Genomic DNA, 15,366 nt, shown 5'->3' with positions numbered 1-15,366 from the left:
GGCACCACATGGCGACAGACAAGCCCATGCAGCTGGGGATGATCGGGCTCGGCCGGATGGGGGCGAACCTGGTGCGTCGGCTGATGCGAGACGGCCACCATTGCGTCGTGTCCGATGTCAACGAGGCCGCCGTCGCCGAACTGGTCGGCGAGGGCGCGACGGGCGCAGACTCACTCAAGGGCTTCGTCGCGAAACTGGACAAGCCACGGGTCGTATGGCTCATGCTTCCGGCTGCGATCGTCGACTCCATCCTCGACCAGCTCGAGCCGTTGCTGGAGCCCGGCGACATCCTCATCGACGGCGGCAATTCCTACTACCGCGACGACATCACGCGCGCCAAGCGTCTTGCCGACAAGTCGCTGCACTATGTCGACTGCGGGACCAGTGGTGGGGTCTGGGGGCTGGAGCGCGGCTACTGCCTGATGATCGGCGGCGAGGATGAGGCCGTGGCCCATCTCGACCCGATCTTCAAGACGATCGCTCCCGGCGAGGGCTGCGCCGAGCCGACGCCGAGCCGGACCCGGACCGACGGCACCGCCCCGCTCGGGTACCTGCACTGCGGGCCGAACGGCGCCGGGCACTTCGTGAAGATGGTCCACAACGGGGTCGAGTACGGGATGATGGCCGCGATCGCCGAGGGCCTCAGCATCATCAAGCGCGCGGACGCCGGCACAAGCCGCCAAGAGGTCGACGCGGAGACGACGCCGCTGCGCGATCCGTGGGCCTACCAGTACGACATCGACGTCGGCGAAGTGGCCGAGGTCTGGCGGCGCGGCTCGGTCGTCGGCTCGTGGCTGGTCGACTTGACCGCCGACGCCTTCGCCAGGTCGCCCTCCCTCGACGGCTTCACCGGGCGGGTCTCCGACTCCGGGGAAGGCCGCTGGACCGTCCTCGCCGCGGTGGACGAAGGCGTCCCGGTACCGGTCATCACCACCTCGCTCTACGAGCGCTTCGAGTCCAGACAGGCCGGGGAGTTCACCGACAAGATCCTCTCGGCGATGCGCTCGGAGTTCGGCGGGCACGCCGAAAAGAAGGGCTGAGGGCTGTGCATCACGAACTCGAGGTCGTCGCCGACCCCGACGCGGTCGCCGGCACCGCGGCGGCGTTCGTGGCGCGACTGGCCCGGGCCTGCGTGCAAGCGCACAGCCGATTCACGTTCGCCGTCAGCGGGCGGCGCACGCCCTGGGCGATGTTCGCGCGGCTCGCACATGAGGACGTCCCCTGGGAGCACGTGGCGGTGTTCCAGGTCGACGAGCGGGTCGCGCCCGACGGTGACCCGGACCGTAACCTCACCCACCTGCGGGAGAGCCTCGGTGCGGCCCCCGCCGAGGTCATCGCGATGCCCGTGAACGAGGCCGACTCTGACGCGGCGGCCGCCGCCTACGGGCGGTCGCTGCCCGAGCGATTCGACCTCGTTCACCTGGGCCTCGGCCCGGACGGGCACACCGCCTCGCTGGTGCCACCTGACCCGGTGCTCGAAGTCTCGGACCGCCCGGTGGCTCTGACGGCGCCCTACATGGGCCACCAGCGCAGGACGCCCACCTATCCTGCGCTCGCTCGCGCCCAGCAGGTGCTCTGGCTCATCACCGGAGCGGACAAGCACGAACCGCTCTCGAGGCTCGTTGCGGGAGACCGGTCGATTCCCGCCAGCCGGGTCAAGGCGGCGGCGTCGCTCGTCCTCGCGGACCGCGGCGGCGGCGGCCGGGGTCCTGCTCGCGTCGGCGCCCAGCCGCCAGCAGGACCATGACGCCCGACCCCATTGCCGTGCCGGCTCCGTAAGGAGGATGAGGTGGCTTCGAACTCGCCGAACGTTCCCGCAGACGTGCTGGTCATTTTCGGGATCAGTGGAGACCTCGCACGTAAGATGACGTTCCGCTCGCTCTATCGGCTTGAGCGGCGCAAGCTGCTGACCTGCCCCATCGTCGGACTGGCACGCGACGGCTGGTCCGACGACGCGCTGCGTGACCACGCCCGCGCGGCGATCAAGGCAGCGGGCGAGCCGCTGGACGACAGCGTCTTTGCCCGGTTCGCCGCCCGACTCAGCTATGTGCAGGGCGATTACGCCGACCCGGAGACGTTCCATCGCCTCGCCCGGGCGATCAACGGCAAGCGGCACCCGGTCTTCTATCTGGAGACCCCGCCGTCGCTGTTTGCCCGGGTGGTCGAGGGTCTGGCAGGTGTCGGGCTGACCAAGGGCGCCCGGGTCGTCGTGGAGAAGCCATTCGGGCATGACCTCGCCTCGGCGCGTGCCCTCAACGCCGAGCTGCGTCAGATCCTCGACGAGGATCAGTTGCTGAGGATCGATCACTTCCTCGGCAAGGAGCCGGCGATGGACATCCAGTTCCTGCGGTTCGCCAACTCCGTGTTCGAGCCGGTGTGGAACCGCGACCATGTCTCCTGCGTGCAGATCACCATGGCCGAGGACTTCGGGGTCGAGGACCGCGGCCACTTCTACGACCCGGTCGGCGCGCTTCGCGACGTCGTGCAGAACCATCTGTTGCAGCTGCTCGCCCTGATGGCGTCCGAGCCGCCGTCAGCCGCCGATGCGGACGCGCTCCGGGACCGCCGGGTTGACGTGTTCCGGGCGATCCCCGACGCCGACCCGGCCCACTACGTACGCGGGCAGTACGAGGGGTACCTGCAAGTCCCCGGCGTGCGGCCGCATTCGCACACCGAGACCTTCGTCGGGTTGCGGCTGGAGGTCGAGAACTGGCGCTGGTCCGGGGTGCCGTTCTTCATCCGCGCCGGCAAGTCGCTCCCCGAGCGTGTGACCGAGATCCGGATCGTGTTCAAGCGCCCGCCGCGGCTTGCGTTCGCGGAGCGGTTCGCGCCCGAGCCCGACCAGTGGATCCTGCGGATCGATCCGAGCCCTGGCGTGAACTTCCGCATCCAGGCCAAGCAGCCAGGCAAGCAGGACACGCAGCTGGTGGACCTTGACCTCCTGTTCGCGGCCGAGCTGGGTGAGGCACCCGAACCGTACGAGCGCCTGCTCAGTGATGCAATGCAGGGCAACGCGAGCCTGTTCACCCGGGAGGACTCGGTGGAGGAGACGTGGCGAATCGTCCAGCCACTGCTGGAGGCGCCCGGCGCCCCCGAGCGCTACCGGCCGGGGACCTGGGGACCGGAGGGAGCGAGCAAGCTCGTCGCCGGATATCCGCGGTGGCACGAACCATGGCTGCCGGCGAGGTCTCCCGACTGACACAGCCGAGCCCCGGCCCTGGTGAACCGCAAGTTGATCGGCCCACCTGCGTCAGGAGCGGGTCCAGCCCAACGGATGGTGGCGTCCAGAAGGGGTTTCTCGGCGTCCGGAAACGGCCTACGGACCCCGAGGTCGTGTAAACCATCGACGCAAAGGCAGCGATCTTCGAGGGTTTCCTCCTGGCGCTCGCGGCGGGAGTTCCGCCCGGCGAAGCGTCCGTCCGTCGCCGGTGAGCCGACGAAGACGCGTGGTGGTCGTTGAGAGCCATCGGGCTCAGGGTGGTCGGCGGGCGGTGAAGTGCGATACGAGGTGATGCGGGCCGGAATAGGTGGCTTTTGGCCCGTAATTATCCTGCCGAGATGCGTGTTCGGCGATGGCGCGAGCGGTGATGGCGTTCGACGCGCGGGCGGAGGCGGCGGCAAGTTCGTCAGCGCCTGGCGCTGGTGGCCTGGGAAGGTTGACCATGTAGCCATGACCTCCTCGCCCCGCCCGCCGCACGTCGGTGGCCGACCGGATCCGATAGGCGGGACTACCGCGCTCGCTGGAGAGTCCGCTCCCGCCCGCGGGTACCTGCTGGACAACGCGCGCGCCGAGGCGGGCGAGCGATTCGTTTGGCTGGCCGAGCTGTTCGACGGTGTGACGCGCGGGCACTTCGATCGACTGGGGGTCAGGGCCGGCTCGCGCTGCTGGGAAGTGGGGGCCGGTGGCCCCAGTATCCCGGAGGCGCTCGCGGCGGCCGTCGGTCCGACCGGGCACGTGCTGGCCACGGACATCGCCCCGTCGTGGCTGAAGGCAGGCGACGGGTACGAGGTGCGCCAGCACGACGTCGCCGCTGATCCTCCCCCGGAGCCGGGGACGTTCGATCTGGCGCACGCCCGGCTCGTGCTGGTCCATGTACCCGACCGGGCTCGCGCGTTGGCCACGATGGCGGCAGCGCTACGGCCCGGCGGCTGGCTGCTGATCGAGGATGCCGATACCGCTCTGCAGCCACTGGCATGCCTGGACGACAGCGGCCCTGCGCAGCGGCGGGCCAACCGGCTGCGCGACGCGGTCCGGGAGCTGCTGACACGCCGCGGCGCGGACCTGCGCTACGGCCGGACACTGCCGCGGGCATTGCGTGAGGCCGGCCTGGTAGATGTCGCCGCGGCGGGCTCTTTCCCGGTCGGCGGGCTGGCCTGCGACCGGCTGGAGGCGGCGACCATCCGGCACGTGCGCGGCGAGCTGCTCGCGGCCGGCCTGGCCGACGACACCGAGATCGACGCGCACCTGGCCGCCATCCACGCGGGCAAACTCGACCTGACACTCGCGCCGCTGATCTCGGCCTGGGGACGCCGTCCAGCCGAGCACCCTCCGGCACTCGGTTAGGTGCGGATCCAGGCATTGTCCGACCTGCCCACAGCGCTGTTCGTCGAGGGAGGCCAGGCAGCTCGCACAGGTGCGCGCTGCGCGTCACCGGAGCTGGGGCCAGCCCGCGCACGGGCCTCGAAGATCATGGAGTTCTCGCCCCCGTCGTGATCCGAGTGGAAGACCGTGCCTGCCGACGCATCACCCCCGATCCCGGCTGCTCTTGACCAACCCCGCGAGCAGCCCGAACCCCGCCCCGAGGTCCTCCACCGTCAGCGCCCCGAGGTCCTCCACCGTCAGCAGGGGGAGCAGCGTGGCTGGCGGAGCAGGGGCTGCGAAGTCTGTGTGTGTGGGGGGGCGACAGGTCATCCATGGCTGGTCAACTCGCAGCACACCCCGCCGGTTAGGGGCACTGCCCCTGCTCCGCGCGCAGGCGGTCTGGTGTAGCGGCCACCCACTGTCTACCTTGGCCAGGACACGACATGAGCCGAGGGGGAGTCATGCCGCAGAACGCCAAAGACCTCGTGACCAAAGCCGAAGGCGCCGTCCGGGACCTGAACAAGCCCACCACGCACCCCGACCAAATCCGTCGAGCGCAAGCCCAGGTCAACCTTGCCCTCGCCCAGAGCAACGTCGAACTCGCCGCCGCGCTCAACGCCTTCACCGAGTCCGCGACCAAGCCCACCGGTACGATCAAGAAGCTGGTCGAGCAGCTCAACAAGCACCTCGGCGCAATAGCTGGCAAGGCCTAATCCCGCTACGGCACCGGCCGACGTTCGCGCCCTGCGCCCCGGTCCTGCGTTGAGGACGTGACGGGCGATCTCCGCAGAGACGGGGCCGTCAGCGCCTGCGACAGCACGCGGCTTCCGTCCGGCAGCCGCACCGCTACCCGGTGGGGCCGAGACGCCGGGTCGACGTAGCCTACGACATCGGCGTCGACGGTGTCTGGGTGCCGCACCTTCTGCCTCCTCTGCACTTCACCCTCACGTGGATGGGATGGGGTCAGGGGTGGTGGCGTCGTCGGCGACCGCCCGGCAAGTCGCGGCGCGTCGGTAAGATCGGCGCCCTCATGGGGAGCGCGATGCGAACATCAGGGCGGGGCGGCAGCCAGGAGCAGAAGTACGCGCTGACCTCGGACGAGGACGACGGCGACTTTTGGGGCTTTGCTCACGAGGCCGAGGGGTTGTTCACGCTGCTGCCGGACGAGGAGGGAGCACGACGAGTGCACCTCGCGGGTTGCCTCCCTCAGGGCGGCCTACTGAAAAGCGTTGACCACGTCGGCAGCCGTCGTGCCGTGGCGGGGAACGCCTGGTTCGATCTCCTCGACGGTGACGGTGCCACCATGGGGTCCTACTTCGTCAACGAGGTCACCGTCGTCGACGTCAAGCCCTCCGCCCGTGGAGCCGGCCTCATCGACCTCACGGTGACGCTGTGGTGCGAGAACGCCCTGGCTGGAGCGGAACGGGTGTGGGACCTGATCCGCGCGGGGCGCCTGAACTGCACTGGCATGTGGCACGACCTTGCGCCCGAGGACAGACACGCGTGGCTGTCGGTGGCGCTGTGGTCCCGGGAGTACCAACGTCAGGGACGGCCCGACGCTCCTGCGGGCCAGGTGTTCACCCTGGACGGTCGGCTCATCGTTGACAGGGACAGCTTCTACTGCGCGATCGGTGAGGCCATCAACGGGCCTGGCGGATACTTCGGCTGGAACCTTGACGCTCTGGACGACTGTTTGAGAGGCGGCTGGGGCGCCACCACTCCGTTCGCGTTGCACTGGGATTCCTCGGCCGAGGCCAGGGCACGGCTGGCAGAGGCCGAGCCCACCAGCGATGGCGAGGTTTCGCTGTTCGACCTGCTCCTGGAAATCTTGGAGGAACGGGGCGTAAGCGTCATCCTTCAGCGGATTCATGCGAGGAACCCCGGGCGTTCACGCCCGGGTGGAATCGCATCCACGGGGTGCGACGCGGAGCGTCGCCGTGATGGCCGCAGGCCATGACGGCCGCGGAGCGGCCGGGAGGCGTTCCGGTGGAGCCGGGCCACGGCGGTGTGCGCGGTCAGGGCCGGGGCGGGTATCGCTCGTTCGGGTGAGGTGGGGCGAACGTGTGGTGGGTCTTCGTCCAGGTGTATAGGTTCGCTGCTCGTGAAGCTGGTGGTGCGGGTGAAGCTGCTGCCGACGCCCGTACAGGCGACGGCACTTGAGGCGGCCCTGCACGCCTGCAACGAGGCCGCCACCTGGGCCGCCCAGGTCGCGTTCGAGAAGGAGGCGCGACGTCCGCTGGAGCTCCGCAAGCACTCCTATGCCGAGATCCGGGAGCGGTGGGGGCGCGCAGGCCGCCCAACATGCCATCAAGAAGACCTGCGACGCCTACACCACCTTGAAGGCGAACCTGCGTAACGGCCGCTACGGGCGGCCCGGTACGAGGCGGCACACTCGCGCCTCGGGCAAGCCTGTCGTCTTCCGGCCCCAGGCGGCGCAGCCTTACGACGACCGGATGCTGTCCTGGCAGCAACAGGCACGCACGGTATCGATCTGGACCACGGCCGGCCGGCTGAAGAACGTGGCGTTCACCGGACAGGCCGAGCAGCTGGACGTGCTGGCTGCGCACCGCAGGGGTGAATCCGACCTGGTGTGTCAGGTGGGAAGTGGTTCTTGATCGCGACGTGCGAGATTCCCGAAGCCGCCCTGAACGCCCACCCGGCCGGGTTCCTCGGGGTGGACCTGGGGATCGTGAACATCGCGGCCACTTCCGATGGCGAGCGTCACTGCGGCAGGCGGATCAACCGCAAGCGCGAGAGTGACCGCAAGCTGCGGTCCAAGCTGCAGAAGAAGCACACCAAGTCCGCCAAGCGGCGGGCGAAGAAGTACGCGGGCAAGGAAGCCCGGCGGAACAAGGACATCAACCACAAGATCAGCAAGCGGATCGTGGCGGAGGCAGGGGGGCACCTCCCTGCTCGAGCGCAGCCGAGAGCTTGGGGGAGCACCGGTCGCGGGATCGCCCTGGAGATACTCACGGGTATCCGCGAGCGGGCACGGCTGAGAAAGCCCCAACGCACCACGCTCCACTCCTGGCCGTTCGCCCAGCTCGGCTCGTTCATCGCCTACAAAGCGAAGCGGGCCGGAGTCCCAGTGGTGCACGTCGATCCGGCCTACACCAGCCAGGAATGCTCCCAGTGCCATCACACCGCACGCGGAAACCGGCCCTCCCAGGCCGTCTTCTCGTGCGGGGTCTGCGGCTTCGTTGAGCACGCGGACCACAACGCGTCCCACAACATCGCCCACCGCGGCTGGATGGCGTGGGTCTGCGGGGCCCGGTCAACGGCCCCTGAACTCACCCTCATCGCGTGAGTCCTGGACGCAGCCGAACCCATCACAGCCAGTGATGACTCGAGCAGCAAGCCCGGTCGTTCACGACCGGGTAGTTGACAGGGGAAGTCGGCGAGATGTTGCTGCCATCGAAGGCTGAGGTTGCCCGTCACCTGGAGTTCTACCGGGCATGGGAGCGTAGGCTGCTCACGACTCCCACCGGCCTCCGGGCGCGAAAGCACTTCGAGGACGCCGCCTATCTGCTGGACACGCGAAGCTTCCCCACGACCCGGGAGGGCTATCGCCAACTGCTGTCCTGGGCACGTGCCTTCGGGCGGTTACAGCAGGCCGGAGTGGAGTGCACCGGCTCCTACGGAGCCGCCCTTACACGCTATTTGCACCAAGAAGGCATCACGGTCACCGAGGTCAACCAACCCGACAAAGGCGTCCGACGCCGGCAGGGCAAGTCCGACTCCATCGATGCGGCAGCGGTGATCATGGGTGTCGTAGACGGCGTAGACACAGGTGGCGATGTAGTGCTCGAGTCCGCAGGCGATCTTGTCGAGGTGCTGGAGGACCTGGTCAGGGGCCAGGTCGAGGTCGGCGAAGGCGCAGGCTGGGCCCCCACGCTTAACGACCAGTCACCGATCAATCAGCAGAATCTTCGGACCCGGACGACCATCAGCCAGCGACGCATCTCCGGCTCAGGTCACTAGGCTAAATAGTCGCCGTGGTCGTCCTGGAGCATGAGGCGACGTTCCTGTTCGCGCTTGGAGTAGGCGGCTGCCCGGATCGCCTCGTCGCTCTCCAAGCCCGATCCCAGTGCGCCGCCCACCGTTGCGACCGAAGCGACGAACCATGACAACGTCCAGTAGCCCGTTGCGTGCAGCGGGGTTCGTGTCATGGAAGCGAACACTTGGTCGTTGAGGATAAACAGCGCCCACACCAAGTTGATGACCATCAAGCCCACGTAGCAGACGAGCACCCCGATACCCACGGTCGCGACCGTCGAGGCGTTGTAGAGTCTCGCCCTCTGCCTCGCCTCCAGCGAGCCCTCTGCTGAGCGATGCCATAGCTGCGCGTCTACGATCAGCCAGCCGATCATGACCCCGACGGACCCGACCATGGCGATCACGAGGCGCGGCGCGCTCAGGGCCTCGGCCAGGCTCCAGACAGTGGAGTTCACGGTGGCGACTGCTCCCGTGGCAAGTGCGGCCGCCAGGGCTTTCGACAGACCCGGTACCAACCGCCACGGTCGGTTGGCGCGGACCATACCGACGAGCACCCGCAGGTAACCGCGCGGCCCGCTGACGACGTACCGAAGATCGGCGGTCTCCTCCCCACCGACCGGGACCGGGTGGATGGGCGCGAGTCGACCGGCAAAGGGCCCCAGCAGCGGCTGACTCTGCGGAGGTCCTTCAGCCCCAGTAGCCTTCGGACCTGCCAAGCGCAGCACGGCTTCTTCCACGGCCCGCCGAGCCCTCGTATACAGCCGAAAGCCCCCCAGAGAGGGAAGAGACAACAGCGCCAAGCCGTGTTCGTGACTCAGATTCACAACGAGCTTGCGCCCGTGCGTGTGCAGCGGAAGGTCGGTGAGGGCCACGACGATGTCCCAATCCTCCGAACTTCCGCGATCCATGATCCGGCGCATCAAGGTGGGCAAGTCCTCGGTCCCTGCGGTGAAGGGCTCACTGACCACCTCGACGTCGAACCGTCGCCCCTGGCCCGACTTGTCGGCGAGCCGAGCAGTAAGTGACTGGGCCATGCGTTGCGCGATCTCCGTCGGCACATCCGGATCCGCCAGGAGAGCCACGACCGTAACGCCCTGAGACGACACCCGCATGACTGGACCCTTCTCGTCGGCTGCCCCCCGACCGCCCGTGCCCACAGGATGCCCCCGAGGTATCGCCGACGCCGCGTGACACGCTGGCCCCTGCCAGCAGGTGCCGGCGGTACGGTCAGATCTCCTCGTGCTCCCTGTGCAGGGCCTGCTCCACCACCGGGCCACGGTTGCGTGCGCCACCGCGAACACCCGCTCCGCGCCACCCTGGGCACCGCGACGAGATCGATCGGCAGCAGGCCCGCCTCCTGTTCAACCTCGTCACCGTGATCACCGTGATCACCTTGTTCATGGGCATCACTGCCTCTACGCCGCGCTGTTCCTGCTCGTCCGTGTCACTGCGGCGTTCCTGCTCACACCGCAGTCGTTGCGTCCCCTCGTCCGACACCAGCACGATGCCGAGTGCCTCTCTATGGCCCGCCACCGGCCGGGGCCCTCGAGGCCCACGGTGCGGACCAGGTTGCCCGTCTTTTCCCGGTGCTCGTGCACGAGGCGGATAGCTATGGCACCCTCACCGGCCGCCGACGCCACCCGTTTGAAAGCGTGTTGCAGAAGGCTTTGGGCCGGGCATTTCCCTTGCGTGGGTGCGGTGTTGAGGGCTGAGCCGTTGTGGGTGGAGACGTTCACCGGGTTGCGGATCCGGCAGTTCGAAGGGCTGCTGAGAGCTGTCCGGGAACGAGGTGGTGATGGTCCGCGGACTGGTCGTCCGTGGTGCCTGCCTTTGGCGGACCGGGTGCTGGTGGTGGCTGTCTGTTACCGCACGAACCTCACCATGCGGCAGCTCTCGCCGCTGTTCGGCGTCTCGCCGGCGACCGTGTGCCGGGTGATTCAGCGACTCGGTCCTGTGCTGGCCATCGAGCCGGTCTGACGCCCGGCCGATGCCACGGACCGGTTGTGGATCGTGGACGGCACGCTGATCCTGGTCCGTGACCGGCAGGTCGGCGCCTCCAGCCGCAACCGACGGTTCTCGGCGAATGTGCAGGTCATCATCGACGCCGCCACGAAACTGGTCATTGCCACAGCTCGTCCCGCGCCCGGCAACCGGGCAGACGCCCGCGTGTGGAGAGAATCCGTCCTGGCCGAACACTGCCAGGACGTGACCTTGCCGGCAGACGGCGCCTACATCAACACCGGGCTCGTCGTCCCGCACCGCAAACGCCCAGGACGTCCCTTCCTCGCGGGCGAGGAAGCGGACAACGCCGAGCACCGCAAGGTCCGCGCCCGCGTCGAGCACGCCTTCGCCCGCATGAAGAACTACAAGATCCTCCGCGACTGCCGGCAGCGCGGCGACAGTCTCCACCACGCTGTCCAGGCCATCGCCCGCATGCACAACCTCGCCCTCACGGCATGACCAGCAAGGCCCCGAACCGCAGCTCAACCTGCCTACCCACACCCTTATGCAACACGCTTTCAGCTTGGTCTTTAACGTCCGGCGTCGAATGGTGCGTCGAACTTGATCACTCGGTCCGGTAACTGCCGTACGCGGAAACGGCCTTCGTCTGAACATGTGATCCGACCAAGGAACACACAAATTCAACACGAAGGCCGTGAGGATGAGTCTGCTGCATCATGCTGTCCGGCGAGAGCCGTTGGCGGAACTGTCATGCTTCCGGGGCGAGTTCTACTCCTGCCTGACCGCTCGTTCGGACACGTTGTTCGAGCTGGCTGATGCCGTTCTGTGCAGCGACGGACCGGTGAGGTCGCTGGCCGAGCTGTCCCTGGTGGGTGAACATCGCCGCGGCCATGGCGGGCTCTACGCCGCTCTGGCCCGTGGACGCATTAACCCGGGCCAGCTGCGGCGGGCACTGGCCGAAGTGCCACTGCCGCGGACTGCTGACGGCCGACTGGTCCTGGCCATCGATGTCACCTGCTGGCTGCGGCCTGACGCCCACACCTCACCGCAACGGATCCTGTGCCACACCTACGGCAGAGGAAAAGACCAGCACATCCCCGTCCCCGGCTGGCCCTACTCGATCATCTGCGCACTGGAGCCAGGCCGCAGCTCATGGACCGCACCACTAGACGCGCTTCGTCTGGCGCCCGGCGATGACACCGCCACCGTCACCGCCCGGCAGCTGCGCGATCTGCTTCAGCGACTGATCGCAGCGGGGCAGTGGCAGACGGGCGACCCGGACATCCTCATCGTCGCGGACGCCGGATACGACGCCCCCCGCCTCGGCTTCCTCCTGAGGGGCCTGCCCGTGCAGGTGGTGGCCCGGATGCGATCAGACCGCGTCCTGCGCTGGGCTGTCCCGCCCCGGCTGCCACACACCCAGGGCCGGCCGCCCCGGCACGGAGGCGAGTTCGTCTTCGGACAGCCTGACACCTGGTGCACCCCGGACACCGAAGCCGTCACCGACACACGCCTCTACGGCACCGCCAGGGCCCGTTCCTGGGACCGGCTCCACCCCAAACTGACCCACCGCTCCTCCTGGGCCACAACCGACGGCACCCTCCCCATCGTCGAGGGCACCGTGATCCGCCTGGACATCCACCACCTGCCCAGCGGAGCAACACCGAAGCCGGTCTGGCTGTGGTGGTCAGGCACCCACGCCACACCAGCAGACGCCGATCGCCTCTGGCAGGCATACCTGCGGCGCTTCGACATCGAGCACACCTTCCGCCTCTTCAAGCAAACCCTCGGCTGGACCTCACCGAAGATCCGCACCCCCGAGGCAGCCGACCGATGGACCTGGCTGATCCTCGCCGCCTACACACAACTCCGTCTCGCCCGCCCGCTCGCAGCCGACCTACGACGCCCCTGGGAGAAACCCAGTTCCCCGGACAGACTCACTCCTGCCCGCGTCCGCCGCGGCTTTCGGCACATCCGCCCACAAGCCGCCTGCCCGGCCCAAGCGCCGAAACCCGCTCGCCCTGGCCCAGGACGACCACCGGGCCGAAAGAACACTCGGCCCACACCGCGCCACGATGTGCACACACCCCGCAAAACACCGTCGACGAAACAGCGAACCCAGAAGTCAACCACCCCACGACCCCGCCGCACAGGTTAAAGATCAAGTTCAGGCCGTGTATCGAAAATGGATCCGGGATACTCCGGACGCTCGTGTGAGCGGGGCCCGGTGACGGCGCCTGTCGCGCGGTTCCCGGTGCGATCAGGTAGTCAGGAACGGTGAACAAGGACGGGACCGACCCCTTCGTGCATGTCAGGGGCGCCGGTGAGAACAACCTGCGGAACATCGATGTCGACGTTCCGCGGGACGCGATGGTCGCCTTCACCGGCGTCTCCGGTTCGGGCAAGTCCTCGCTCGCGTTCGGCACGCTCTACGCGGAGGCCCAACGGCGCTACTTCGAGTCCGTAGCACCGTACGCCCGAAGGCTGTTGCAACAGGTCGGCGCACCGCACGTGCAGGAAATCACCGGACTGCCACCCGCCGTGGCCCTGCAGCAGCGACGCGGGTCGCCCAGCTCGCGATCGACGGTCGGCACCATCACCACGCTGTCCAATCTGCTGCGCATGCTGTACTCCCGCGCCGGCACCTATCCGCCCCGGGCCGCGCGGCTGGAGGCCGAGTCGTTCTCACCCAACACCGCGGCCGGCGCCTGCCCGGAGTGCCACGGACTGGGCGTCGTGCACGACGTCGCCGAGGACCTGCTCGTCCCGGACCCCTCGCTGAGCATCCGCGAGGGGGCGATCGCCGCCTGGCCGGGCGCCTGGCAGGGCGCCAACCTGCGCAGTGTCGTGAGCGGCCTGGGGATCGACATCGACCGACCGTGGCGCAGGCTCAGGAAGAAGGACCGGGACTGGCTGCTGTACACGGACGAGCAGCCCTCCGTGTACATCGAGCCGGAGGAGGACCGCGTCGACTACGGCTACCAGGGCAAGTTCTGGAGCGCCCGCAAGCACGTCATGCACGTCCTCGCCGACTCCAAGAGCGAGAAGATGCGCGAACGGGCGCTCCGGTTCGTCAGGAGTGTGCCCTGCCCCGAGTGTCACGGCAGCGGACTGCGGCCCGAGGCGCTCGCCGTGACCTTCGCCGGACGTTCCATCGCCGAGATCAACGCGATGCCGCTCACCGAGGTCGTGGCGCTGCTGCGGCCCGTCGCGGGGCGGTCCCAGGCCGACGCCACCACGTCGACCGCCCGATCCGGGGAGACGACCGAGGTCGCGGTCCGGATCTGCGGCGATCTGGTCGCGCGGGTCGACGTACTGCTCGACCTGGGCCTCGGATATCTCAGCCTCGGGCGCCGCTCGACGACCCTGTCGCCCGGCGAGGCGCAGCGCCTGCGGATCGCCACCCAGCTGCGCTCGGGGCTGTTCGGCGTCGTCTACGTTCTCGACGAACCCTCCGCGGGCCTGCACCCGGCGGACGCGGAACCGCTGCTGGACGTGCTGGACCGCCTCAAGGCGGCGGGCAACTCGCTGTTCGTCGTGGAGCACGACATGGATGTCGTACGGCGGGCAGACTGGGTGGTCGACATCGGCCCCGGCGCGGGTGAGGGCGGCGGACGCGTGCTGTACAGCGGCCCGGTCGCCGGTCTTGAGCGGGTCGGGGAGTCGGCCACGAGCCAGTACCTGTTCGGGCGTGCCCAGCCGCTCGATCACCGCCCGCGCACACCACATGGCTGGCTGCACCTGAGCGGCGTCTCCCGCCACAATCTGCACGACGTGTCCGTCGACGTACCGCTCTGTGTACTGACGGCGGTGACGGGCGTGTCCGGTTCCGGAAAGTCGACGCTGGTGACGCAGGTGCTCGCCGAGGTCGTCCGCGGCCACCTCGGACTCGTACCCGAGGAGCCCGACGAGGCGCAGCTGGAGGTCGACGTCCAGGACGCGTCGGGGGTCGAGTCGTTCGACCGGCTGGTCCGGGTCGACCAACGGCCCATCGGCCGAACTCCCCGGTCCAACCTGGCCACGTACACGGGGATGTTCGACGCGGTGCGCAAGCTGTACGCGGCGACGGACGAGGCCAGGGCGCGCGGCTACTCGGCCGGGCGGTTCTCCTTCAACGTGCCCGAAGGGCGGTGCGAGACCTGCCAGGGCGAAGGATTCGTCGCGGTGGAACTGCTGTTCCTGCCCGGCACCTACGCGCCGTGCCCGACCTGCCAGGGCGCCCGGTACAACGCCGAAACGCTGGAAGTCACCTACCGCGGCAAGAACATCGCGGAAGTACTGGTGCTGTCCGTCGACTCCGCCGCCAAGTTCCTGTCCGCCGTCCCGGCCGCCTCCCGCAGTCTGGAGACGTTGCGCGAGGTGGGACTGGGGTACCTGCGGCTGGGCCAGCCTGCGACGGAACTCAGCGGTGGTGAGGCGCAACGCATCAAACTGGCCACCGAACTGCAGCGAGCCCGCCGCGGGCACGCGCTCTACCTGCTCGACGAGCCGACGGCGGGGCTGCACCCCTCGGACATCGCGCTGCTGCTGCGACAGCTGCACCGGCTCGTCGACGCCGGCAACACGGTCGTCCTCGTCGAGCACGACCTGGACACGATCGCTACCGCCGACTGGGTCATCGACCTCGGGCCGGGCGGCGGCGACGCGGGCGGGCGGGTGGTCGCGGCGGGCCCGCCGGCCAAGGTGGCGAGGGCCCGCCGCAGCGCCACCGCGCCCTATCTCGCGGCCCGGCTGGCGCGCTCCTGACGACGGCGCGAGGCGCTCAGCACCGGTCAGCCGGGTTCGGGGCGCAGGGTCGCGCGCGTCGCCATGCTGCGTTCCAGCTT

10 protein-coding genes and 2 pseudogenes are annotated in these 15,366 nt (G+C 68.7%); 11 read left to right on the top strand and 1 reads right to left on the bottom strand.

Features of this window, described 5'->3' with window-relative positions; genetic code table 11:
* Positions 1-8 precede the first annotated feature (8 nt).
* The 8 genes and pseudogenes from gnd to OG698_RS10270 all read left to right on the top strand — a co-directional run bounded on the left by gnd (position 9) and on the right by OG698_RS10270 (position 8,563).
* Positions 9-1,040 carry a phosphogluconate dehydrogenase (NAD(+)-dependent, decarboxylating) gene (gene gnd / locus OG698_RS10305; RefSeq protein ID WP_406102778.1) on the top strand — a complete coding sequence of 344 codons (1,032 nt, stop codon included), beginning with the start codon at positions 9-11 and terminating at the stop codon, positions 1,038-1,040.
* A 5-nt stretch (positions 1,041-1,045) separates the two neighbouring features.
* Positions 1,046-1,747, top strand: coding sequence for a 6-phosphogluconolactonase (gene pgl / locus OG698_RS10300; RefSeq protein ID WP_406102777.1), 702 nt, complete (start codon positions 1,046-1,048; stop codon positions 1,745-1,747).
* Between the two features lie 42 nt (positions 1,748-1,789).
* Entirely contained in the window at positions 1,790-3,199 is a 1,410-nt protein-coding gene (gene zwf, locus OG698_RS10295; protein ID WP_406102776.1) for a glucose-6-phosphate dehydrogenase, read from the top strand.
* Between the two features lie 471 nt (positions 3,200-3,670).
* Positions 3,671-4,564: a methyltransferase domain-containing protein gene (locus tag OG698_RS10290; RefSeq protein ID WP_406102775.1), complete on the top strand. Its 894-nt coding sequence runs from the start codon at positions 3,671-3,673 to the stop codon at positions 4,562-4,564.
* 479 nt (positions 4,565-5,043) lie between these two features.
* Positions 5,044-5,295: a hypothetical protein gene (locus OG698_RS10285; RefSeq protein WP_376533791.1), complete on the top strand. Its 252-nt coding sequence runs from the start codon at positions 5,044-5,046 to the stop codon at positions 5,293-5,295.
* Positions 5,296-5,612: 317 nt separating this feature from the next.
* A complete protein-coding gene (locus OG698_RS10280) occupies positions 5,613-6,539 on the top strand; it encodes a barstar family protein (RefSeq protein ID WP_406102773.1) in 927 nt (308 codons plus the stop codon).
* A 144-nt stretch (positions 6,540-6,683) separates the two neighbouring features.
* Positions 6,684-7,889, top strand: a pseudogene (locus OG698_RS10275) (RNA-guided endonuclease InsQ/TnpB family protein).
* 95 nt (positions 7,890-7,984) lie between these two features.
* Positions 7,985-8,563: a transposase gene (locus OG698_RS10270; protein ID WP_406102771.1), complete on the top strand. Its 579-nt coding sequence runs from the start codon at positions 7,985-7,987 to the stop codon at positions 8,561-8,563.
* Here the strand turns inward: OG698_RS10270 and OG698_RS10265 are convergent.
* A complete protein-coding gene (locus OG698_RS10265; protein WP_406102770.1) occupies positions 8,560-9,690 on the bottom strand; it encodes a hypothetical protein in 1,131 nt (376 codons plus the stop codon). The two genes, OG698_RS10270 and OG698_RS10265, sit on opposite strands and share 4 nt — an antisense overlap.
* 577 nt (positions 9,691-10,267) lie before the next feature.
* Between OG698_RS10265 and OG698_RS10260 the strand changes: the two are divergent.
* The 3 genes and pseudogenes from OG698_RS10260 to uvrA all read left to right on the top strand — a co-directional run bounded on the left by OG698_RS10260 (position 10,268) and on the right by uvrA (position 15,286).
* Positions 10,268-11,038 (top strand): annotated as a pseudogene (locus OG698_RS10260) (transposase family protein).
* 202 nt (positions 11,039-11,240) lie between these two features.
* Positions 11,241-12,698, top strand: a complete 1,458-nt coding sequence (locus OG698_RS10255; protein ID WP_406102769.1) for an NF041680 family putative transposase — start codon at positions 11,241-11,243, stop codon at positions 12,696-12,698.
* Positions 12,699-12,817: 119 nt separating this feature from the next.
* Entirely contained in the window at positions 12,818-15,286 is a 2,469-nt protein-coding gene (gene uvrA, locus OG698_RS10250; RefSeq protein WP_406102768.1) for an excinuclease ABC subunit UvrA, read from the top strand.
* Positions 15,287-15,366: the final 80 nt, after the last annotated feature.

The organism is Streptomyces sp. NBC_01003 (assembly GCF_045162695.1).
GTDB lineage: Bacteria > Actinomycetota > Actinomycetes > Streptomycetales > Streptomycetaceae > Streptomyces.
Note: the sequence above shows the minus strand (reverse complement) of the source record. Positions and strands in the feature narration are given on the sequence as shown.

What these genes read in the sequence shown, in the direction of transcription:
- gnd (WP_406102778.1), top strand. Translation starts at nt 9, where the DNA reads ATGGCGACAGACAAGCCCATGCAGCTGGGGATGATCGGGCTCGGCCGG.
- OG698_RS10290 (WP_406102775.1), top strand. Translation starts at nt 3,671, where the DNA reads ATGACCTCCTCGCCCCGCCCGCCGCACGTCGGTGGCCGACCGGATCCG.
- OG698_RS10285 (WP_376533791.1), top strand. Translation starts at nt 5,044, where the DNA reads ATGCCGCAGAACGCCAAAGACCTCGTGACCAAAGCCGAAGGCGCCGTC.
- OG698_RS10280 (WP_406102773.1), top strand. Translation starts at nt 5,613, where the DNA reads ATGGGGAGCGCGATGCGAACATCAGGGCGGGGCGGCAGCCAGGAGCAG.
- OG698_RS10270 (WP_406102771.1), top strand. Translation starts at nt 7,985, where the DNA reads ATGTTGCTGCCATCGAAGGCTGAGGTTGCCCGTCACCTGGAGTTCTAC.
- OG698_RS10265 (WP_406102770.1), bottom strand. Translation starts at nt 9,690, where the DNA reads ATGCGGGTGTCGTCTCAGGGCGTTACGGTCGTGGCTCTCCTGGCGGAT.
- OG698_RS10255 (WP_406102769.1), top strand. Translation starts at nt 11,241, where the DNA reads ATGAGTCTGCTGCATCATGCTGTCCGGCGAGAGCCGTTGGCGGAACTG.